The organism is Pseudomonas sp. RIT-PI-a (assembly GCF_001187875.1).
GTDB classification, from domain to species: Bacteria; Pseudomonadota; Gammaproteobacteria; order Pseudomonadales; family Pseudomonadaceae; genus Aquipseudomonas; species Aquipseudomonas coleopterorum.
The window spans coordinates 734,660-756,197 of record NZ_LGIR01000011.1; the positions used below are offsets into that span (position 1 = coordinate 734,660).

Consider the following 21,538-nt stretch of genomic DNA (forward strand, 5'->3'; position numbering starts at 1 on the left):
GAAAACAGCCTCGGAATGCTCATTTACAACCCGTAAACTCCGCTTCCTCGGCTGTTTTCGCCTTGCCTGACCTTCGTCTCAAGACTTTTCACACAGACCCTAGCGCACCCTTTCCAACGTTCCGCTCGCCACCTGCCAAGGCCACCGCATGTCCCGCTACACGAGCCGCGACTGGCTGCCTCACGAAAAGCCGAACCTGCCGGGCTCGCCCTCGACGCCCTTGCATTCGACTCCCAAGCGCCTTGCGTTCGGCATCGTGGGCTTGCTGGTGGCCCTGACCGGTGGCCTGGGCAACTCACTGGTGGTGGCGAACCTGCAATTTCTGCAAGGCGCGCTCGGCGCCACGGCCGCAGAGATGGCCTGGCTGCCGGCCGCCTACGTGATGACCAACGTGTCGATGAACCTGCTGCTGGTCAAGTTTCGCCAGCAATTCGGGCTGCGCACCTTCACCGAACTGTTTCTGGTGCTCTACGCCCTGGTGACCTTCGGCCATCTGTTCGTCAACGACCTGGCTTCGGCCATCGCCGTGCGGGCCGCACATGGCATGGTCGGCGCGGCCCTGAGTTCCCTCGGCCTTTACTACATGATCCAGGCCTTTCCCGCCAAGTGGCGACTCAAGGCCCTGGTGCTGGGCCTGGGCACCTCGCAACTGGCGCTGCCCTTGGCTCGGGTATTCTCCGAAGACTTGCTGCAGATCGCCGAATGGCGCGGCCTGTATCTGTTCGAGCTGGGCATGGCGCTGCTGACGCTGGGCTGCGTGTTCCTGCTCAAGCTGCCGCCGGGCGACCGCTTCAAGACCTTCGAACCGCTGGATTTCCTGATTTTCGCCATCCTGGCGACGGGCATCGCCTTGCTCTGCGCCGTGCTGTCGCTGGGGCGGATCGACTGGTGGCTGGAGGCGGACTGGATCGGCTGGGCGTCGGCAGGGGCGATCGTACTGATCCTCGGTGGGCTGGCCGTGGAGCACAATCGCAGCAACCCGATGCTGATGACCCGCTGGCTGGGCAGCGGCGTCGCCATCCGCCTGGCCCTGGCGGTGATTCTCACGCGCATGGTGCTGTCGGAGCAGTCCACCGGGGCGGTGGGGCTGTTGCAGGTGCTGAACATGGGCCAGGAGCAGATGCGCACCCTTTATGTGGTGATGCTCTGTGGCGCGGTGGCCGGGCTGGCCGTGAGCGCCTGGACGATCAACCCGGAGCATCTGTTCATGCCGCTGATCATCGCCCTGGCCCTGATGGCCGTGGGCTCGGCGATGGACAGTTTCTCCAGCAACCTCACGCGTCCGGCCAACATGTACCTGAGCCAGTTCCTGCTGGGTTTTGGCGGCACGTTTTTCCTGGGGCCGACCATGGTGCTGGGCATGCGCCACGTGTTGACCAACCCGCGCAACCTGGTGAGTTTTTCGGTCCTGTTCGGTATCTGCAACAACCTCGGCGGATTGATCGGCGCGGCGTTGCTGGGCACGTTCCAGATCGTGCGCGAGAAATACCACTCAAGCATGATCGTCGAGCACCTGACGTTGTTGGATCCGCTGGTCCAAGCGCGCATCAGCGGCTCCGCCGCGAGCTACCTGGCGAGCGTCGCCGACCCCGCGTTGCGCACGACTCTGGGCACCCGCGCCCTGGCCACCGCCGCCACCCGCGAGGCGAACGTCATGGCCTATAACGATGTCTTCATGCTGATCTGCATCATTGCCGTACTGACCATGCTGTGGATCTTCGTACGCAGCCTGTGGCTGATGAGCACTACCCGGGCGGTCACCACCGCCGCGACACCTACTGTATCCACCAGCGGCGCCAGCACTTCATGACCGAACCGACGTCCACGACCACCAACGCCATCGCCGCCACGCCCGAAGGCCAGACTCCGCCGCCCAATCCGGCAGCCACCGAACCGCGCTCGCGACGGGTGCGGGTACTGTCCAGCCTGATCTTCGCCAGCGTGGCGCTGGTGGGCGTGGCGATCGTGCTGTATGCCTGGCAGCTACCACCGTTCAGCAGCCACATCGAAAGCACCGAGAACGCGCTGGTGCGTGGCCAGGTAACGATCATCGGGCCGCAGCTGGCGGGCTATGTGTACGAAGTGCCGGTGCAGGACTTCCAGTTCGTCAAGGCCGGCGACCTGTTGGTGCGTTTGGACGACCGCATCTATAGGCAACGCCTGAACCAGGCGCTGGCCCAGGTGCAAGTGCAGAAAACCGCACTGGCCAACAACCTGCAACAGCGCCGCAGTGCCGAAGCCACCATCGCCCAGCGCCAGGCGGCGGTCGTCGACAGTGAAGCGCAGGCCCGCAAGGGCGCCGCGGACCTGCGCCGTAACCAGGACCTGGTCAGCGATGGCTCGGTGTCGCGCCGCGAGCTGGATGTGACCCGAGCCGCCAATGCCCAGGCGCTGGCGTCGGTGGCGCAGGCCAAGGCCGCATTGGCGATCGCTCGCGAAGACCTGCAGACGGTGATCGTCAACCGCGACTCGCTGGAAGCCAACGTGACCAACGCCGAGGCCGCCGTGGAGCTGGCCCGCATCGACCTGGACAACACCCGCATCGTAGCGCCGCGCGACGGCCAGTTGGGGCAGATCGGCGTGCGCCTGGGCGCCTACGTCAACTCCGGGGCGCAATTGATGGCGCTGGTCCCCGACACGCTGTGGGTAGTGGCCAACATGAAGGAAACCCAGATGGCCAACGTGCGAATCGGCCAGCCGGTGACCTTCACCGTGGACGCGCTCAATCACCTGCGACTGCGCGGGCACGTGCAGCGCATATCGCCGGCGACGGGTTCGGAATTCAGCCTGTTGCAGGCCGACAACGCCACCGGCAACTTCGTCAAGATCGCCCAGCGCATTCCGGTGCGCATCACCGTGGACCCGGACCAGGCCGCAGCGCAACGTCTGCGGCCCGGCATGTCGGTCGTGGTCAGCATCGACACCGGTTATGTGGTCGAGCAGGACCGCACGGATCCGCCGAGCGACGGCGCGCCCTAGGGCGGCCAATGCGGTTGCACCCCTTAGTCGGGGCTAAACCATTTGATCTTTGCCGACGGGTCGCCTACCGTCAGCGCCGTTTGTCTTCGCCCAGTGCAGGAAGCCGGTTCGAATCCGGCGCGGTCGCGCCACTGTGATCGGCATGTTACATGTCGTCAGCCAGACCTTGCCCCTGGGATTTTCCTGAACCTGTTGGACGCGCCATCCAAGGAGTTGCCATGCGTTTTTCTGCCGTCTTTGCCCACGCCAGCGTCGCTGTCGTCGGTCTGTTCGCCGCCGGTGCCAGCCTCGCCGCCACCCACTACCCTTTGACCCTGCCCAACTGTGGAGCGCCGATGACTATCCAGGCGGCGCCACAGCGCGCGGTCAGCCTGGGTCAGGCGAGCACGGAGATTCTGTTGTCACTGGGCCTGGCACCGCGCATGGTCGGCACCGGGGTCTGGTTCGGGCCGCTGCCCGAGCACCTGCGCGCCGACAATGCCAAGGTGCCGCGCCTGGCCGACAATGCGCCCAGCTTCGAAGCCGTGGCCAATACTGCGCCCGACATTGTGGTGGCGCAGTACACCTACCATGTCGGCCCCAACGGTGAAGTCGCCAAACCCGAGCAACTGGCCAGCCTCGGCATCCCGTCCTACGTATCGCCCAGCGACTGCGACGGCAAGCAGGTTACCGCCACTTCCAATGCCGACGGCAGTCGCAGTCAGATGTTCTCGATGGACCTGGTGAACAAGGAAATTCGCGAGCTGGCAACCATTTTCGACGTCGAGCCTGCCGGGGAGCATTTGACCGCCCAGCTGCAGGCGCGCATCCAGGCCGCCACCGAACGCGCCGCCCGCACCGGGCAGAAACCCTTGTCAGTGGTGTACTGGTTCTCCAGCACGCGCCTGGAAGGGGACCCGTGGGTGGCCGGCAAGAACGGCGCGCCGGGCTATATCAATCGCCTGCTGGGTTTGCGCAACATCGTCGACAGTGACGAGGAGTGGCCTGGCGTGAGCTGGGAAAGCATCGCTGCCAGCAACCCCGACGTGATCGTCGTCGCCCGCATGCAACGTCGACTGTATCCGGCCGACGATGTCGAGAAGAAGCTGGCCTTCCTGCGCAGCGACCCGGTGACCCGTGAGCTGGATGCGGTACGCAACGACCGCATCATCGTCGTCGATGCCCAGTCGCTGAATCCGTCCATGGATGTGGTGCGCGCGGTGGAAGACATCGCGGCGGGCCTCGAGCGTACACGGGCCACCCCTTGATCCAGCGCCTGGCCCGTGAAGATGGCTGGATCTGGCGCTGCCTGCTGGCTGTGCTGGCCCTGGCAACGCTGAGCGTATCGATCGCCCTGGCGGTATCGGTAGGGGAGATGGGCATCGACCTGGGCACGGTCGGCAAGGCACTGCTCAACGGCCTCGGCCTGGGCGACTACGCGGTGCCCCGTATCGTCCAGGGAATCATCTGGGAGTACCGCCTGAGCCGCGCGCTGGTGGCCGCCTGTTGTGGCGCGGGTCTGGCGATTTGTGGTGCGGTGCTGCAGGCGCTGTTGCGCAACGTGCTGGCCGAACCCTATGTGCTGGGCATCTCTGCCGGCGCATCGACCGGCGCAGTGATGATCATGCTGCTGGGCCTGGGCGGCGGCGTGATCGGTATTTCCCTGGGGGCTTTTCTCGGCGCCGCGCTGGCGTTCGGCCTGGTGCTGCTGCTGGCTGCGGGTGCCCGCAGCGGTCCGGCCCAGGTGATTCTCGCCGGCGTGGCCGGATCGCAGCTGTTCAATGCGCTGACCGCCTACATCGTTTCGACCTCGGCCAATGCCGAACAGGCCCGCAGCGTGATGTTCTGGCTGCTCGGCAGCCTGGGCGGGGTGCGCTGGCCCGACGTGGGCCTGGCTGCAGTCGTGGTCGGCGCAGGCCTGTTGCTGTGCCTGTACTTCGCTCGCGCCCTGGATGCCTTCGTTTTCGGTGAGGACGCTGCCGCAACTCTGGGCGTACCGGTGGTGGCGGTGCGCCTGGTGTTGTTTGCAACCACCGCGCTGATCACTGCCACCCTGGTCAGCATCGTCGGCGCGGTGGGCTTCGTCGGTCTGGTAGTACCGCACATTGCCCGCTTTCTGGTGGGTCCGAGCCATGTTCGGCTGTTGCTCGCCTCGGTGCTGATCGGCGCCAATTTCATGGTGCTGGCCGACATCGTCGCGCGCATCATCGTGCCAGGCCAGGTATTGCCCATCGGCGTGGTCACGGCCTTGGTCGGCGCCCCGGCGTTTGCCTTGATCCTGTACCGAGCGAGGCGTCGAGCATGAGCCTGCACCTGCACCACGTCAGCTGGAAGGCCGGTGGGCTGCTGATTCTCGACGACGTCAGCCTGGCCATCACACCGGGCAGCCTGGTCGGGCTGATCGGCCCGAACGGCTCGGGCAAGTCGTCGCTGCTGCGCCTGCTGGCCGGGCTGGACCGTCCCAGCCACGGGCAGGTCAGCCTCGACGATCAGCCGCTGGCCGACCTGGCGCGGCGCACCATCGCCCGGCAAGTGGCGATGGTGGAGCAGCACGCCAGCACCGAGGTGGACATTCGCGTGGAGGAGGTCGTGCGCCTGGGTCGTACGCCCCATCGCTCGCCGTTCGCACCGTGGCTGCGCGAAGACGATCGGGCCATTGCCCAGGCACTGGCTCAGGTCAACCTGGGCGGCCACGCGCAGCGGCGCTGGCACACCTTGTCCGGCGGCGAGCGGCAGCGGGTGCAGATCGCCCGCGCCCTGGCCCAGCAGCCCAGCGAACTGCTGCTCGACGAGCCGACCAATCACCTCGATATCCAGCATCAACTGGAACTGTTGCACCTGATCCAGGACCTACCGCTGACCTGCGTGATGGCGATCCACGACCTGAACCTGGCAGCCATGTTCTGTGACGTGCTGGTGGTGCTCAAGGACGGGCGCCTGGTGGCCAGCGGCGCGCCGGCCCAGGTCCTGACCGAGGGCCTGATCGCCGAGGTCTACGGCGTACACGCCGAAGTCAGTCTGGCCGACGGTCGACCGCACGTGCGCTATCGGGTCTGAGCCGCGTCACTGACACATCTCGTGCCCTGTGTTAGCCTTGCGCGTTCGAGGTTCTCTGCCCGGCAGAGCTAAGACGGGAACGCGGTCCAAGCCGCGGCTGCCCCCGCAACTGTAAGTGATGAAGGCTGCGCCTAGGCCACTGCGATCGTTCGCGGGAAGGCGCTGCAGCCTCGGCCCGCGGGGCCGGCATCACGAGCCAGGAGACCTGCCTCGCCGTTCTTTCCTATTCAACCGGGCGGGGTGATCCGGTGACGAATGCCGGCGCCTGCCGTAGCGGCGCTCGTCTCGTGCCCTGCCGCGCAATCAGGGCGACCCGATGAAAACGCTGTCCAAACTACCCGTCACCATCGTCACCGGCTTCCTCGGCTCGGGCAAGACCACCTTGCTGCGGCACATGCTCGACAACGCCCAGGGTCGGCGCATTGCCGTGATCGTCAACGAATTCGGCGAGCTGGGCATCGACGGCGAAATTCTCAAGCAGTGCACCATCGGTTGCACCGAAGAGGAGGCCAACGGCCGCGTCTACGAGCTGGCCAACGGCTGCCTGTGCTGCACGGTTCAGGACGAATTCTTTCCGGTCATGCGCGAGCTGGTCGCCCGCCGCGCCGACCTCGACCACATTCTCATCGAAACCAGCGGGCTGGCCTTGCCCAAGCCGCTGGTCCAGGCCTTCCAGTGGCCGGAAATCCGCAGTGCCTGCACGGTCGATGCGGTCATCACCGTGGTCGACAGCCCGGCAGTGGCGGCCGGGACCTTTGCCGCATTCCCCGACCAGGTCGACGCCCAGCGCAAGCTCGATCCCAACCTGGACCACGAGTCGCCGCTGCACGAGCTGTTCGCCGACCAATTGGCCAGCGCCGACCTGGTGATCCTCAACAAGGCCGACCTGATCGATGCCCAGGCCCTGGCCGCCGTGCGCGCCGAGGTGGCCGAAGAACTGCCGGCAGCGGTCAAGGTGGTCGAAGCCAGCAGCGGTCGCTTGCCCCTGGCGGTGCTGCTGGGCCTGGGTGCCGAATCGGAGCAGCACATCGACGCACGCAAGACCCATCATGACCATCACGAGGGTGACGACCACGACGATCACGACCACGATGCCTTCGACTCGATCTCCATCGAGCTGCCCCAGGCTGAGGAGGCCAAGCTGCTGCAGGCGCTCAACGCCGCCGTGGTTCAACACGGCATCCTGCGGGTCAAGGGTTTCGCGGCGATTCCGGGCAAACCGATGCGCCTGCTGATCCAGGGCGTGGGCACGCGTTTCGACAAGCACTTCGATCGCGCCTGGGCCGCTGACGAAGCACGCAGCACGCGCCTGGTGCTGATCGGCCAGGACCTCGACGCGCAGTCGCTGCAAGCGCAACTGCGCGCGGCCCTGGAAGCCTGACCCATGCACCTGCTGAGAACCCAGCCGGGCGGCTTCGTGCCGGACGACAGCATCGCCGACCTTGGCCAGACGCCTGCCGAACTGGTGATTCTCTGCAGCGGTGATTCGCACCTGGCGCTGCTCGCCGAGGCCAGCGGGCATCTGCCGACGGACTACCCCAGCCTGCGCCTGGCCAACCCCATGCAGGTGCAGAACCATGCCTCGGTCGACCTCTACGTCGACCAGGTGCTGCGCCACGCCAAGGTCATCCTGATTTCCCTGCACGGCGGCATCGGCTACTGGCGCTACGGCGTCGAGCAGTTGATGCAACTGGCCGAGCAGGGCGTGCAGGTCATCCTGGTACCGGGCTGCGATCGCCCCGATCCCGAACTGGCCGAGCGCTGTACGGTGCCTGCCGAACAGGCCGACCGCTTGTGGCAGTACCTGCGCCAGGGCGGCATGGGAAACGCGCGCAACCTGTTCGGCTACCTCGGCAATACCTGGTTCGGTCGCGCCGAACCCAGCGAGGCGCCTCAGGCCCTGCCACGCACGGTCATCTACCATCCGGCGCAACCGACCGCCGATCTGGCCCACTGGCAGGCGCAGTGGCAAGCGCACTGGCCTGTGGTGCCGTTGCTGTTCTATCGCTCGCACCTGCAGGCGGCCAACACCGGTTTCGTCGACACCTTCTGTGCCAGGCTGCAGGCGGCCGGGCTCAACCCGTTGCCGATCGCCGTGGCCAGCCTCAAGGAAGCGGGGTGCCTGGAGCAGGTCCAGGCGTGGATGGACGAAGTGGATGCCGCGATCATCCTCAACACCACCGGCTTCGCCCAGTCCAGCCCTGAAACCCCGCATCTGCGCCCGTTTCGCCGCGATATTCCGGTGATCCAGGCCATCTGCGCCCAGGACAACCAGGCGTTGTGGCAAGCCAACGCCCAAGGCCTGGGTGCGCGCGACCTGGCCATGCACATCGCCTTGCCGGAGCTGGACGGGCGCATCATCAGTCGCGCCATCAGCTTCAAGGACCTGGCCTGGCACAACGAGCGCAGCCAGAGCGACGTGGTGTGCTACCGCGCCAATGTCGAGCGCATGGATTTCGTCGCCGAACTGGCGCGCAAGTGGGCCGCCCTGGCGCGCCTGCCCAATGCCGACAAGCGTGTCGCCCTGGTGCTGGCGAACTACCCGACCCGCGATGGTCGCATCGGTAACGGCGTCGGTCTGGATACCCCGGCGGCGGCGCTGAACATCCTGCGCGCCATGCAGCAGCAGGGTTACCCGGTCGCCGATCTGCCCGACAGCGGCACGGCCTTGATCCACGCCTTGCTCGGTGGCGTGACCAACGACCTGGAACAGCTGGACCTGCGCCCCTGTGCCCAGAGCATGGCGCTGGACGATTACCTGGCCGCGTTCGCCTTGCTGCCCGAAGCCAATCAGGCCGCCGTCCGCGAACGCTGGGGCGAGCCGGCAGCCGATCCGATGTTCCGCAATGGCCGGATGATGATCGCCGGTCTGCGCATGGGCCTGACCTTCGTCGGCATCCAACCGGCCCGTGGCTACCAGGTGGACGTCAGCGCGGTCTATCACGACCCCGACCTGGTGCCGCCCCATGGCTACCTGGCGTTCTATTTCTGGCTGCGCCACACCTACGGCGCCGATGCGCTGATCCATGTCGGCAAGCACGGCAACCTGGAGTGGTTGCCGGGCAAGGGTGTGGGCCTCTCCGAACAGTGCTGGCCCGACGCGATACTGGGGCCGATGCCCAACATCTATCCGTTCATCGTCAACGATCCGGGCGAGGGCGCCCAGGCCAAGCGCCGCACCCAGGCGGTGATCATCGACCACCTGATGCCACCGCTGACTCGCGCCGAAACCTACGGGCCGCTGCGCGACCTGGAACTGCTGGCCGACGAGTACTACGACGCACAGATGCTCGATCCGCGCCGCGCCCAGGCGTTGGAGAAGGACATTCTGGCGCTGGTGCGCGAGACCCGCATCGACCACGAACTGCAGATGGCCGAAGGGGCCGAGCCGGCGGATTGGCTGCCGCGCCTGGACACCTTCCTGTGCGATCTGAAGGAGTCGCAGATTCGCGACGGTCTGCACGTGTTCGGCGAGTCGCCCCAGGGCCGTCTGCGCGCCGATACCCTGCTGGCATTGCTGCGCATCCCACGGGGCAACGGCCAGGGCGCTCAGGCCAGCCTGCTGCGCGCTCTGGCCAAGGCCTTCGCGCTGGGCTTCGACCCGCTCGACTGCGATCTCGGCGCCCCTTGGAGCGGGCCGCGGCCCGCAGCTTTGGCCGAGCTGACCGCCGAACCGTGGCGCAGCGCCGGTGACGGTCGCGAACGACTCGAGCTGTACGCCGCACAGTTGATCGAACGCGCACTGGACGGCCCGATCGAGCTGGGTGATGGCTTCGATGACGTGCAGCTCATTCTCGGTCACCTGCGCGACACTGTGGCGCCGCGCCTGGATGCCTGCGGGCCGGCCGAGATGCACGGGCTGCTCGCCGCCCTGGCAGGCCGCTTCGTGCCCGCCGGGCCGAGCGGGGCGCCCAGCCGCGGCCGTCTCGACGTGTTGCCCACGGGGCGCAACTTCTTTTCCGTGGACGTGCGCAACCTGCCGACCACCACCGCCTGGCGGATCGGCTTCGCCTCGGCCAACCTGATCCTGGAGCGGCACCTGCAGGACCATGGCGACCACCTGCGTCAGCTGGGCCTGTCGGTATGGGGCACGGCGACCATGCGCACCGGTGGCGACGACATTGCGCAGGCCATGGCCCTGATGGGCGTGCGCCCGGTGTGGGCCACCGGCAGCCAGCGCGTGGACGATTTCGAGATTCTGCCGCTCAGCCTGCTCGACCGCCCGCGGGTGGACGTCACCCTGCGTGTGTCCGGCTTCTTCCGCGATGCCTTCGCCAACCTGCTGCGTCTGTTCGATGCCGCGGTGCAGGCCGTGGCTGCGCTGGACGAGCCCGACGACCTCAACCCCCTGGCGGCCAAGGTTCGCAGTGAACAGGCGCAGTTGCTGGCCGAGGGTGTCTCGGCCGAGCAGGCCGCCCGCGAGGCGGGCTGGCGGATCTTCGGTGCCAAGCCGGGTGCCTACGGCGCCGGTGTGCAAGGCGCCATCGACGGCCGTCTTTGGCAGACCCGCGAAGACCTCGCCGAGGCCTATCTAAACTGGGGTGCCTATGCCTACGGCGCGGATGACGAGGGCACTGCGGCACGCTCGCCGTTCGCGCGGCGCCTGGGCCAGGTCCAGGCGGTGCTGCAGAACCAGGACAACCGCGAGCACGATCTGCTCGATTCCAACGACTACTACCAGTTCCAGGGCGGCATGCTCGCCGCCGTGGAAACCCTGAGCGGACAGACGACGGCCAGCTACCACGGCGACCACAGCCAACCCGACTTGCCACGCGTGCGCACCCTGAAGGAAGAGCTGAACCGGGTGGTGCGCGCCCGTGCGGCCAATCCCAAGTGGATCGAAGGGGTCAAGCGACATGGCTACAAAGGCGCCTTCGAACTCGCCGCGACGGTCGACAACCTGTTTGCCTTCGATGCCACCACCCACCTGATCGACGACCATCAGTACGCCTTGCTCACCGACGCCTACCTGCTCGACCCGGACACCCGCGGCTTCCTGCAGGAGCACAACCCTGCGGCCCTGCGCGACATGGCCGAACGCCTGCTCGAAGCTCAGCAACGTGGCCTGTGGGCCGAGCCCGGTGACTACCGTCAGGCCGTGGAAGACCTGCTGCTGGATACCGAAGAAGATGCCTGAAGAGAGCCCTGCAATGACCGACACCGTGCACTTTCCGCTGGCCGCCGTGGTGGCCGCCGATTCGCTGAAGCTGGCGCTGTGCCTGGCCGCCATCGACCCGCGCATCGGCGGCGTGCTGATCGAAGGGCCGCGGGGCATGGCCAAGAGCACGCTGGCGCGCGGCCTGGCCGACCTGCTTGCCGATGGTCAGTTGGTGACATTGCCCCTGGGTGCCAGTGAAGACCGCCTGGTGGGTACGCTGGATCTGGAAGCCGCTTTGGGTGAAGGGCGTGCACGCTTTTCGCCCGGTGTGCTGGCCAAGGCCGACGGCGGCGTGCTGTACGTCGATGAGGTCAACCTGCTCGCCGACCATCTGGTCGACCTGCTGCTGGACGTTGCCGCCAGTGGCGTCAACCGCATCGAGCGTGACGGTATTTCCCATGCTCATGCAGCGCGCTTCGTGCTCATCGGCACCATGAACCCGGAGGAAGGGGAGTTGCGCCCGCAGCTGCTCGACCGATTCGGTTTGAACATCGCCCTGGACGGCCAGCCGGCGCCCGCCGAACGTGGCCAGATCATCCGCCGTCGCCTGGCCTTCGACAGCGATCCCCAAAGCTTCTGTGAACAGTGGGCTCCAGCGCAGTCAGCGCTGCGGCTGCGCTGCCAGCAGGCGCGGGAACGCCTCGAATCGATCCCGCTGTGCGATCAGGCGCTGGAAGCCATCACCACCCGTTGTTTCGCCGCGGGCGTGGATGGCCTGCGTGCCGACCTGGTCTGGCTGCGCGCGGCACGTGCCCACGCCGCCTGGCGGGGGGCTGAGCAGATTCTCGAGGAGGACGTCGAAGCCGTGGCCGAGTTCGCCCTGCGCCATCGCCGCCAGGCACCGCGCCAGCCCGAGTCGAAGCCAGCGCCGCCGCCCGCTGCGAGTGCCGCGCAACCTTCCGATCCGGGTCAGGGCCAGTGGGGCGACATGCCCGCCCAGGCCGTTCCGGTAGGTGAACGCCGCAGCGTACCGAGCTGGCCAAAAAAGCCCTGAGCATCCGTCCGCGCCCAGCGGATGCTCGGCCCGGCAAGGGCCACCTCGAACAAGGGCGACAGGGTCCGGCGCGCGCGGCGGCGGCCGGTACGGTGGACTGGCCGGCCACGCTGCTGCAAGGACGACCTCGCCAGCGCGATGACCTGCGCTGGCAGCAACGGCGCAGCGCGGCGCAGCAACTATGGCTGGTGGTGGTCGCCGCCTCTGCCTCGACCCGCCGGCACGGCGCTTTGGCCGAGGCCAAGGGTGTCCTGGCGCAGGTCTTCGACGATGCCTACCGGCAGCGCGCACGACTGGCGTTGTTGACCGCCAGTGGCAGCGGGCCGGCCTGGCAATGCCACGGCCTGAAAGCCTCGGCAGCTCTGCAACCCTGGCTCGCCGAGCTGGGCGCCGGTGGCGGCACGCCGCTGCTGGCGGCGCTGGATCAGGCCCGTGACTGGCTGGAGCAGCGCGGGCGACGCTATCCCGAGGAAGCCCAGCGCTGCCTGGTGTTCACCGACGGGCGCCTCAAGTCGCTGGACGGCGTGGCGCCACTGGGGTGCCCGGCATTGCTGGTAGACATGGAGGGGGGGCCGATCCGGTTGGGTCGGGCCCGCACCCTGGCATCGGCGTTGAACGCCGAGTACCGGCATCTGGAAGATCTGCCACGGGCCTAGCCTCAGCTGGCCCGGGGGTTGCTCAGGGCCTTGCTCCATACAGGATTGTCACAGCGAGGGCAGGGCAGTGCCTGCTGATTACGCAGGGTTTCCAGGTGACCACAGTATTCGCAGGCATACAGGTCTTCACGGTCAACCTTGGTCAGTGACACACGATGCTCGGGCGGCAGGATCGACAGCCCCGGCTTGACGTCTTCACGCTCGTGGAAGTACAGGCTGACATCGCCATTGACCTCCAGAATGCCCAGGCGCACCTGCCCCAGGTGCTCGACGCCGCGCAGGCGCAGTTCCATCAGGAACTCGGCGTGGGTGATGTTGCCGCTCTGCAGCGCCTTGAGCTCGAAAACGCCGTCGCGGATGATCAGAAACGGTTTGCCTTCCAGCCATTCGCCGAAGCGACCGCTGCGTTCGGTCAGAAAGGTGGTCAGGCGATAGAGGATGATCATCGCCACGAACACCACCAGTACTGGCAGGATGGGCACGTCTTCATAGAAGGTCACGTCGCCTGCCGCCGAGCCCAGCGTCAGGATCACCACCAGCTCGAACAGCGAAAGCTGGCGCACCCCGCGTCGCCCGGCGATCTTCAGGAACAGGAAGACCACCACATAGGCCATCAGCGTGCGGGCGACCACCTCGCCGAGAAAGCCCATGTTGACTTCACCCAGCAGCACACGATGCCAATCGAACGCCTGCATTTCCAATCCTTTGCCTGACCAAAAGCGCCGATTGTACACCGGCGGTGCTGGCTGTCTGCGAGACGTACCGCTGACGCCCTATGTGGCGTCAAGGGTCCGTGCTGAAGCCTTGGCGGGGGTTAAACGTCAATTTTCCGTTACCATTTTGACGTAAGTTGCAACCCGCTGTTTTTGATGTATTTTCCCGAGCACGTCCATGCAAGGAAAGGCCATGCCTGTGAATTCGAATGCCTACCCCTGCGAGCCTTGCGGACTGTTGGGCGATAGTCAGCCCATGCGCGACCTGTACAAGCTCATCAGCAAATTCGCCGCCACCGACTCACCGGTTCTGATCCACGGCGAGGCGGGCACTGGCAAGCAGTTGATCGCGCGTGCGCTGCACCAGCAGTCCCAACGCAGGCAGCAGCCATTCATCGTGTTCGACTGCCAGGCTCGCACCCATCGTCTGGGCCAGACGCCGTTGTTCGCACCCGGCTGCGGGCAGAGCAACGTGCATCCGCTGTCCGGCAGCGTGCTGCAGGCTGCCGACCGGGGAACCTTGCTGCTGCAACAGGTGCAAGACTTGCCGCTGGACGTTCAGGAGCAACTGCTGCGCTTTCTCCAGCGCAAGGCTTCAGGGGAAGTGGACGTTCGGGTGCTGGCCACCAGCGACACCGACCTCACTGTGGCTATGAGCCGGGGACAGTTGCGCGAAGACCTCTACTATCGACTCAACGTGCTGGAGATCGTCGCGGTGCCCTTGCGCGAACGCTATGGCGACCTGGCCATGCTGGCCAACCATTTCGCGCAACGCTACAGCCGCGAGAACGGCCGACGTCATCGTCCCTTCAGTCAAGAGGCGCTTATTGCCATGGGTGAGCACGACTGGCCGGGCAACGTCCGCGAGCTGGCGAACCGGATTCGCCAGGCGCAGGCGCTGGCCCCCGGCAATCAGATCGAAGCCATCGACCTGGGGCTGGGTATCGAAACCCTGGTCACCGCGCCGATGGGCACGCTGAACGACTACAAGCACCGGGCCGAGCGTCAGGCGCTGGGCGATGTGCTGCTGCGCCACGGCGGCAACCTGAGCACGGCGGCCAGGGTGCTCGGCGTTTCACGCCCGACGCTCTACCGCCTGCTGCACAAACATCACATGCGCTGATTGCACGCTAGGGTTGATCCAGAACATGTCGAATGCTCGCCAGCACCTGCGCTTCGCGCGCCAGCCAGTCACCGCTGATCACGGTGCAGGGCAGCGCGTGGGCCTGCAGCCACGCCTGGCTTTGCCGAAAAAAGGTTTGCCGTTGAGCCAGGTCAGGCTGGCAGCGCTGGCCGTCCGCGGACCATTCGACGCCTTCGGGCGAGAGCAACAGGTGGGCATCGTAGTGGCGCTCCAGCAGCGCAGGCTCAAGCCACGCCGGGCAGTCGTCGAACAGGGTGCGGCTCCACAGCAGGTTGCTCAGCAGGTGTGTGTCGAGCAGCAACAGTGCGGGCTGGCTGCGGCGAGCGGCATCCTCCCAGGCCAGCTGACCGCGGGCGATGGTGTCGATGTCGGCATAGCAGGTGTCGCGCTGCTCTCGTTCGATGAAATGGCGCACGTATTCGCCCACGACCACGGCGCCCAAACGCACGCGCATGCGTTCGGCCAGCCAGCTCTTGCCCGACGACTCCGGCCCGCACAGCACAACCACTTTCATCGCGACATCGCTTCGCTGTTGCGCCACTGGTGCCAGCCGTGAACGGCCAGCATCAGGAACAGGCCATACAGCGCAGCCGTCAGGTACAGGCCCTGATGGACGAACAGACCGACGAAAATGGCATCCAGCACGATCCACAGCGGCCAGCATTGCACGCGCTTGTTGGCCATCCACCACTGCGCCACCAGGCTGAAGCCGGTGAGCAACGCGTCCAGCCACGGCTGGCTGGCATCGCTCCAGGTAGCCATCGCCGCGCCCAGTGCCAAGCCCGCTACCAGGCCGATTGTCAGCCCACCCAGAAGAGGTTTGAGCGCCAAGCGGGTCACCGCTGGGCCCACGGCTGTCCCATCGCCACGGGTCCACTGCCACCAGCCGTACACCTGGACGCCAGCGTACACCACCTGCAACAGCATGTTGGAGTACAGCTTGTAGTCGTAGAACACGTACGAATAGATCAGCACCATGACCAGGCCGATCGGCCAGCACAGCCAATTCTGCTTCACGGTCAACCACACCGCGATCACGCCCAGTGTGGCGGCGAACAATTCCAAAGGCGACATGGGCAATCTCAGGCAGGTGCATGCGATGCATGCAAAGCCGGGATTGTAACCTGCGCCGCCGATACTGCGCGCGTCTTGCGCGATACACCCGCTGCAAAGATGAAACTTCAACTCAACCAACACTCACCGACGCTCGCGTGCGGATTTGCACAAGCTGCTCTGTTAGCATCGCGGGGCCCGACGGCAATGAGTTCTATTAAACAGACAGGACCACGCCAGGCGCGGGTCCAATTGGGGGAATGATGGATTTTTGGACCGCCATGCAGGCGCTGATTCTAGGCATCGTGGAAGGCTTGACCGAGTTCCTGCCCATTTCCAGCACCGGCCACCAGATCATCGTGGCCGACCTGATCGGTTTCGGCGGCGAACGGGCCATGGCCTTCAATATCATCATCCAGCTGGGTGCGATATTGGCGGTGGTATGGGAATTCCGTCGCAAGATCCTCGAAGTGATCACTGGCTTGCCGACTCAACGCAACGCCCAGCGCTTTACCCTGAACCTTTTCATCGGCTTTCTGCCGGCGGTCGTGCTGGGGGTGATTTTCGCCGACAAGATCCACGAATACCTATTCAACCCCATCACCGTGGCGGTCGCCCTGGTACTGGGCGGCTTCATCATGCTCTGGGCCGAGAAGCGCGAACACGCCGTGCGCGTGCACCATGTCGACGACATGCGCTGGACCGATGCTCTCAAGGTCGGTTTCGCACAGTGTCTGGCGATGATTCCAGGGACCTCGCGCTCGGGCTCGACCATCATCGGCGGCCTGCTGTTCGGTCTGTCGCGCAAGACCGCCACCGAGTTCTCGTTCTTCCTGGCCATGCCGACCATGGTCGGTGCCGCGGTGTATTCGGGCTACAAGTTTCATCACCTGTTTCAACCAGCCGACTTCCCGGTGTTCGCGCTGGGCTTCGTGGTGTCGTTCATCTTCGCCATGATCGCCGTGCGTGGTCTGCTCAAGTTCATCGCCACCCACAGCTACGCCGTGTTCGCCTGGTACCGCATTGCCTTCGGCCTGATCATCCTGGCGACCTGGCAGTTCGGCTGGATCGATTGGTCCAGTGCGCAAGGCTAATCCGGCGCCCGAACGGGCGTCTGCGCGACCGCGCGGTGGTCAGCAACGCCCGGTGCAATTCCTGTCGCTGAAAATCACGGTATTCGTCGTGCTGTGCCTGCTGCCCTTTTTTGGCCTGTTGCGCCTGGCGATGGCCGGGCACCCGTCGGTGCTGGCGGTCTATGCACTGATGAGCCTGCTGACGGTGGGCTTGTACTGGCACGACAAGCGCCAGGCCCAAGGGCAGGGCCAGCGCACCCCGGAAAAACTGCTGCACGGCGCCGAACTGCTGGTCGGCTGGCCAGGCGCACTCATCGCCCAGCAACTGTTCCGGCACAAGACGCGCAAGGTTTCCTATCAGTTGGTGTTCTGGCTGATCGTAGCACTGCACCAGGCGTTCTGGTTCGATCAGGTCATCTTTGCCGGGCAGCACCTGGGGCTTACGTTCTGACCCTGGCCTCAAGCCTTTCCCCATGAAAAATGCCCCCGCACAGTGTGCGGGGGCATCGGGTGTTGCGCGCGTTGGCTGAGTACTTAGTGCGCAGCCGCACCACCGTGGGCAGCGGCCAGCTTCTTGGCCTCTACCAGGTGGGCTTTCAGCTTGGGCAGGGTCTCGGTGGCGAATGCTTTGAGCTCTGCGTCTTCACCGTTCTTGATTTCGTCTTCGAAAATCTCGATGGTCGCTTCATGCGCCTTGACCTGGTTGTTGGCATAGGCCTGGTCGAACGACTTGGCCGAGCGCAGCTCCAGAATCATCGCTTTCGCCTTGTCCAGCAGCTCGGCATCGTCCGAGACGTCGATGTTCTTCTTGTCAGCCAGTGCCTTGAGCTTCTGGTTGGCGGCAGTGTGATCCTTGACCATCATGTCGGCAAAAGTCTTGACGTCCGCGGCGGTGCCTTTTTCCAGCGCCAGCTTGCCTGCTTCGACTTCGGCAACGCCTTTGGCGGAGGCGTCCTCGACGAAATCATCGGAGGCTGCGAAGGCGCCATGGCTGGCGAGCGAGACGGAAAGGGCGAGGGCAGCGGCGTAGAATTTGGATTTCATGGTCAATTCCTTGTGTAGGGTATGAAGCGGACTGAGCGTTGCAGGCCGTGAAAGTGTGACTGCCGCCGGAACGCAGCAGTTTCATCGGATGTGCATCCATCGCTGGATTGCACGTGGCGCGTGGCCATTCAGCCCTTGCTGTGCTCGTCGGACGTCGGGGCAATGGCGACGCCCCGTGGTCCGGCGAAGCCCCAGATGGCGAGCCCGACCAGCGGAAAGATGAAAATCAGTACGGTCCAGCCAATCTTCGTGCCGGAACTCTTGGTGCTTTTCCAGACGCTGGCCAGCGCCCACAGATCGAGCAGTAACACGATGACCGCTGCGGCGGTCCAGAAAATCGACGTTTCCATGTGTAGGCTCATTGATCAAGGTAGGTCCTACAGGGGAGGGTCACCGTGCTCGGCAAGTTCAACCGGATCGGTCGGTGGTGCCGTTTTCGCCTCAATGGGCGTGTCGACTGCCGGTCGGGTCCTGGATCTGGATGATCTGGCCTTTGCTCCATGCGTCTGCACCGGGGTCGATCTGGGGTGTTGGAATGTCGGCACGCTGCCGTTTCTTCTCCGCGCTGTCGATGCCGAAACGCTTGTCCCGCTCGCTTACCAGCGCCGGATCGACCTGTCCATCACCGGTAAAGCCCATCATCAGTTGCGGCACGCCCAACGGCAGCTGCTTGTCCAGATCGGTGTGCCAGGTGTGCCAGGTCTTGCCGTAGGTGTTCACCAGCTTGTCCATCAGGGCATGCTCGGCAGGCGCGGGGATGCCGGGCGCGATCAGCTGGCCAGACTTCACTTCGTGAACGTGGCTGTGCCATAACGCTTTTTCGGCTTTGGGCAGTTGAGCGAAAAGCCGGGCACTGATGATGTATTCAACGCCCATCAGCTTGGCGTCCTTCACGTTGCCGTCATAAATGACGCACTGGATGACTTCCTCGTTGAGGATCGCGCAGTAGTGATGGGCTTCCATCTGCGCGCCGGGGTGTCCGTTGTAGAAATGAAAGCCATCCAGATAGGCGTTCAACTCGTTGATCGGCGGACGTGACTGCAGCGCATTGGCGCCCGCGTCGAGGGTTTTGGTCAGGGCCGTGGTCGGCGCGCCGGGCGCGTCCACCTTGGATGCGCTGTTGTTGCCGGCGCATCCGGCCATGGCCAGGGCGGCCAGGCACAGCAATGGAGTGCGCGCGGTGCGGCGTGGCGAGAAGAGCGAGCGGGTGCTCATGCTGGAGTCCTTTTCAGTGAGGAAAGTGCGGCCCTGGATAGAACGATCAGGCCACACAGGGCACTTCATAGAGTGACCGGCACAGTCAGGGTTCAGCTCGGCGAGGGTCGCGCGCCCGTCTGTACAATATTTCACGGAACCGGGGTGTGACTTGGCCCATCCTATGCTGTGTCAGAACCTACCCCCGAGGTTTTGCCAAGGAAGAGCGCCGCGATGGTCCGTCGTTGTGCAGTAATCGTTTCTCTGCTGCTGTTGAGCCTGCTTTCGGTGCAGGCTCAAGCGAATCCTCACGCCCGCTGGAACGTGGGCTATCACCTGCTGACCTTCAACGACCCGCTCGACGATCAGCCGATGCACGCCTATGCCTTCTATCCGACCCAGGACCGCACACATCCGGCGCGTCTGGGCGGCTACAGCATCGACGCGCAGCAGGATGCGGCAGTCGCCATCGGTCGCTTCCCGCTGTTGATGCTGTCCCCCGGCAATACCGGCACGCCGCTGGCGCTGCACGACTTGATCACCGCGCTGACCCGCAAGGGCTTCGTCGTGGTAGCGGTCGTACACCCGGGCGACAATGCCCAGGATCACAGCCGGTTGGGCAAGCTCAGCAATCTCTATGGACGGCCGCTGCAGATCTCGCAAGCCATTACTGCAGCGCTGGGTGATTCGATGCTGTCGCCTTTCGCGAACCCCCATGCGGTCGGTGTGATCGGTTATTCGGCCGGGGGCGAAACGGCCTTGATTCTGTCCGGTGCACGGCCTGATCTGCAGCGCCTGCGCAAATACTGCGAAGAGCGACCCTACGACGCCGATGCCTGCCAGACCCGCGGGGAACTGGAAGCCGATCGGGATGACCTGACCCCGGAGGCCGACCCACGGGTGCGTGCACTGCTGTTGATGGCGCCGTTGAGCCTGATGTTTGGCCGCCAGACCCTGGCCGAAGTCCATCTGCCCACCCTGATCTACAGCGGCGACAATGACCAACTTGTGGCCATCGACAAGAATGCCGAAGCGCTGGCGCGCAAGCTGCCGGGCAACACCGACTATCGCTTGCTGCCCGGCGCCGGTCACTTCGTGTTCATGGCTCCGTGCACGGACGAACAGCGTAGCGCCTCGCCGGCGCTGTGCACCGATGCCGACGGCGTGGACCGCGAAGGCATCCATCGCGACCTGATCCACGAGGCGGGCAAGTTTTTCACCCACACCCTGGGTCGACCTTCACGCGCCGGCCTGCAGACCGCCGATCACTGATCTTGCCGCGACAGCCATGCGGTCAGCCCCAGGGCGATCAGGGAGAGGCCGGCCGCCAAAGCGAAGATCGAGCCATAGCCAAATCCGGCAGCCACCGCGCCCATCACCGGCCCGGCGATCGCCAGGGCCAAATCGAAGAACACCGCGAACGCACTCAGTCCTGCGCCTCGGCTGGTTCCGGGCACCTTGTGGATGGCCAGCACGCCCAAGGCTGGATAGACCAGCGACAATCCCAACCCAGCCAAAGCCGCGCCCGCCAGGGTGAAGATCGGTGAAGGAGCCAGCCACAGCATGGCCAGGCCGACCACTTCGGTGGCGATACAGGCCATGGCCACGGTCGAGCCACCCAGATGGTTGATGCTGTTGATGAACACCAGGCGCGCCGCGATGAAACTGATGCCAAAGGCAGTCAGGCACCACGCCGCGCCTTCCCAGCCGCGCTCCACGTAATACAGGGTGATGAACGTCGTGAGGGTGCCATAGCCGATCGAGGCCAGCATCAGACTCATGCCATGGGGCGCGACTCGGCCGAAGGCGGACCAGAACGGCATGCGCTCACCCCGCACGACGGGTGACGCCGGTGTGTCACGGATCATCCGCAAGCCCAGAGCGCTCAGGGCCATGAGCGCAATACCAAGACTCCAGAACCCGGCGAAGCCCACCATCAATACACCCAGCGGGGCGCCGATGGCGATGGCGCCGTAGGAGGCGATGCCGTTCCATGAGATCACCTTGGCCATGTGTTCGGCGCCGACGCGGCTGATTCCCCAACTGCTGGTACCCACCCCGATGGCGCCCTGCGCCAGGCCGAGGACCACACGCCCGGCGATCAGCACCCCCAGACTCCACTGCGGCACGCTGTGCAGAAACACCGAGACGAACGTCAGCGCTCCGCTGATGCCGATACCGATCAGGCCGTAGACAATGGTGCGCTTGGTGCCCAGCGCATCGGCCATGCGTCCGGCGCTGGGGCGGCTGAGCAGCGTTGCGAGGTATTGGGCGCCAATCACCACGCCTGCGGCCACCGCGCTGAAGCCCAACTGGTCGTGCACGTAGCCGGGCAGCACCGCGATGGGCAGTCCGATGGAGATGAAGGCAATGAACGTGTAGAACACGATGGAGATGATTTGCAGGGTGATCGAGGACGAAGAGGGCGTTGCAGGTTGGGCAGACTCGGTCATGGGCTCGTTCGCAGGCGTGCGGTTGAGGTCCCCTTGCACAG

At 65.3% G+C, this 21,538-nt stretch carries 19 protein-coding genes, 1 pseudogene and 1 riboswitch; of the genes and pseudogenes, 13 read left to right on the top strand and 7 right to left on the bottom strand.

What is annotated here, in order from left to right; genetic code table 11:
- The first annotated feature begins 148 nt into the window (after positions 1-148).
- The 9 genes from AC788_RS05565 to AC788_RS05605 all read left to right on the top strand — a co-directional run bounded on the left by AC788_RS05565 (position 149) and on the right by AC788_RS05605 (position 12,823).
- Complete coding sequence (locus AC788_RS05565) at positions 149-1,810, top strand: MFS transporter (protein WP_049859597.1); 1,662 nt, start codon at positions 149-151, stop codon at positions 1,808-1,810.
- Entirely contained in the window at positions 1,807-2,979 is a 1,173-nt protein-coding gene (locus AC788_RS05570; RefSeq protein ID WP_049859598.1) for an HlyD family secretion protein, read from the top strand. Before AC788_RS05565 ends, AC788_RS05570 begins: the two co-directional genes overlap by 4 nt.
- Before the next feature lie 218 nt (positions 2,980-3,197).
- On the top strand, positions 3,198-4,226 hold the full coding sequence (locus AC788_RS05575; RefSeq protein ID WP_049859599.1) for an ABC transporter substrate-binding protein: 1,029 nt from the start codon (positions 3,198-3,200) through the stop codon (positions 4,224-4,226).
- Positions 4,223-5,263 carry a FecCD family ABC transporter permease gene (locus AC788_RS05580; protein ID WP_082223574.1) on the top strand — a complete coding sequence of 347 codons (1,041 nt, stop codon included), beginning with the start codon at positions 4,223-4,225 and terminating at the stop codon, positions 5,261-5,263. The genes AC788_RS05575 and AC788_RS05580 overlap by 4 nt, the downstream gene beginning before the upstream one ends.
- Positions 5,260-6,015: an ABC transporter ATP-binding protein gene (locus AC788_RS05585; protein WP_049859600.1), complete on the top strand. Its 756-nt coding sequence runs from the start codon at positions 5,260-5,262 to the stop codon at positions 6,013-6,015. The genes AC788_RS05580 and AC788_RS05585 overlap by 4 nt, the downstream gene beginning before the upstream one ends.
- A 31-nt stretch (positions 6,016-6,046) precedes the next feature.
- Positions 6,047-6,242, top strand: a riboswitch (cobalamin riboswitch).
- Between the two features lie 89 nt (positions 6,243-6,331).
- Complete coding sequence (cobW, locus tag AC788_RS05590) at positions 6,332-7,396, top strand: cobalamin biosynthesis protein CobW (RefSeq protein ID WP_049859601.1); 1,065 nt, start codon at positions 6,332-6,334, stop codon at positions 7,394-7,396.
- Between the two features lie 3 nt (positions 7,397-7,399).
- The gene (cobN, locus tag AC788_RS05595; RefSeq protein ID WP_049859602.1) at positions 7,400-11,152 is read left to right on the top strand and encodes a cobaltochelatase subunit CobN; all 3,753 of its coding nucleotides are present in this window, start codon (positions 7,400-7,402) and stop codon (positions 11,150-11,152) included.
- Positions 11,153-11,165: 13 nt separating this feature from the next.
- Entirely contained in the window at positions 11,166-12,167 is a 1,002-nt protein-coding gene (locus AC788_RS05600) for an ATP-binding protein (protein WP_049859603.1), read from the top strand.
- A gap of 92 nt (positions 12,168-12,259) precedes the next feature.
- Complete coding sequence (locus AC788_RS05605) at positions 12,260-12,823, top strand: vWA domain-containing protein (protein ID WP_049859604.1); 564 nt, start codon at positions 12,260-12,262, stop codon at positions 12,821-12,823.
- A gap of 2 nt (positions 12,824-12,825) precedes the next feature.
- Here AC788_RS05605 and AC788_RS05610 read toward each other — a convergent pair whose 3' ends face one another.
- Entirely contained in the window at positions 12,826-13,518 is a 693-nt protein-coding gene (locus AC788_RS05610; protein ID WP_049859605.1) for a DUF421 domain-containing protein, read from the bottom strand.
- Positions 13,519-13,771: 253 nt separating this feature from the next.
- Here AC788_RS05610 and AC788_RS05615 point away from each other — a divergent pair.
- Positions 13,772-14,659, top strand: a pseudogene (locus AC788_RS05615) (sigma 54-interacting transcriptional regulator); the annotation flags it as partial.
- A gap of 7 nt (positions 14,660-14,666) precedes the next feature.
- Here AC788_RS05615 and AC788_RS05620 read toward each other — a convergent pair.
- Together AC788_RS05620 and pnuC are read right to left on the bottom strand one after the other, a co-directional pair.
- Positions 14,667-15,194: an AAA family ATPase gene (locus AC788_RS05620; protein WP_049859608.1), complete on the bottom strand. Its 528-nt coding sequence runs from the start codon at positions 15,192-15,194 to the stop codon at positions 14,667-14,669.
- Positions 15,191-15,754 (bottom strand): nicotinamide riboside transporter PnuC, encoded by a 564-nt coding sequence (pnuC, locus tag AC788_RS05625; RefSeq protein WP_049859609.1) that lies wholly within the window; start codon positions 15,752-15,754, stop codon positions 15,191-15,193. The genes AC788_RS05620 and pnuC overlap by 4 nt, the downstream gene beginning before the upstream one ends.
- Before the next feature lie 242 nt (positions 15,755-15,996).
- Between pnuC and AC788_RS05630 the strand changes: the two genes are divergently transcribed.
- Together AC788_RS05630 and AC788_RS05635 are read left to right on the top strand one after the other, a co-directional pair.
- Complete coding sequence (locus tag AC788_RS05630; RefSeq protein WP_049859826.1) at positions 15,997-16,827, top strand: undecaprenyl-diphosphate phosphatase; 831 nt, start codon at positions 15,997-15,999, stop codon at positions 16,825-16,827.
- The gene (locus tag AC788_RS05635; RefSeq protein ID WP_442965523.1) at positions 16,814-17,257 is read left to right on the top strand and encodes a DUF1294 domain-containing protein; all 444 of its coding nucleotides are present in this window, start codon (positions 16,814-16,816) and stop codon (positions 17,255-17,257) included. Before AC788_RS05630 ends, AC788_RS05635 begins: the two co-directional genes overlap by 14 nt.
- A gap of 83 nt (positions 17,258-17,340) precedes the next feature.
- Here the strand turns inward: AC788_RS05635 and AC788_RS05640 are convergent, their stop codons facing one another.
- From AC788_RS05640 to AC788_RS05650, 3 genes are all read right to left on the bottom strand, one after another.
- Positions 17,341-17,850: a DUF4142 domain-containing protein gene (locus tag AC788_RS05640; RefSeq protein ID WP_049859610.1), complete on the bottom strand. Its 510-nt coding sequence runs from the start codon at positions 17,848-17,850 to the stop codon at positions 17,341-17,343.
- 128 nt (positions 17,851-17,978) lie between these two features.
- Positions 17,979-18,200 carry a PLD nuclease N-terminal domain-containing protein gene (locus tag AC788_RS05645; protein WP_049859611.1) on the bottom strand — a complete coding sequence of 74 codons (222 nt, stop codon included), beginning with the start codon at positions 18,198-18,200 and terminating at the stop codon, positions 17,979-17,981.
- 91 nt (positions 18,201-18,291) lie between these two features.
- Positions 18,292-18,993, bottom strand: coding sequence for an OBAP family protein (locus tag AC788_RS05650; RefSeq protein WP_236690486.1), 702 nt, complete (start codon positions 18,991-18,993; stop codon positions 18,292-18,294).
- Between the two features lie 285 nt (positions 18,994-19,278).
- Between AC788_RS05650 and AC788_RS05655 the strand changes: the two genes are divergently transcribed.
- Positions 19,279-20,316, top strand: a complete 1,038-nt coding sequence (locus tag AC788_RS05655; protein WP_049859613.1) for an alpha/beta hydrolase family protein — start codon at positions 19,279-19,281, stop codon at positions 20,314-20,316.
- Here AC788_RS05655 and AC788_RS05660 read toward each other — a convergent pair.
- On the bottom strand, positions 20,310-21,497 hold the full coding sequence (locus AC788_RS05660; RefSeq protein WP_049859614.1) for an MFS transporter: 1,188 nt from the start codon (positions 21,495-21,497) through the stop codon (positions 20,310-20,312). The two genes, AC788_RS05655 and AC788_RS05660, sit on opposite strands and share 7 nt — an antisense overlap.
- Between the last annotated feature and the right edge of the window lie 41 nt (positions 21,498-21,538).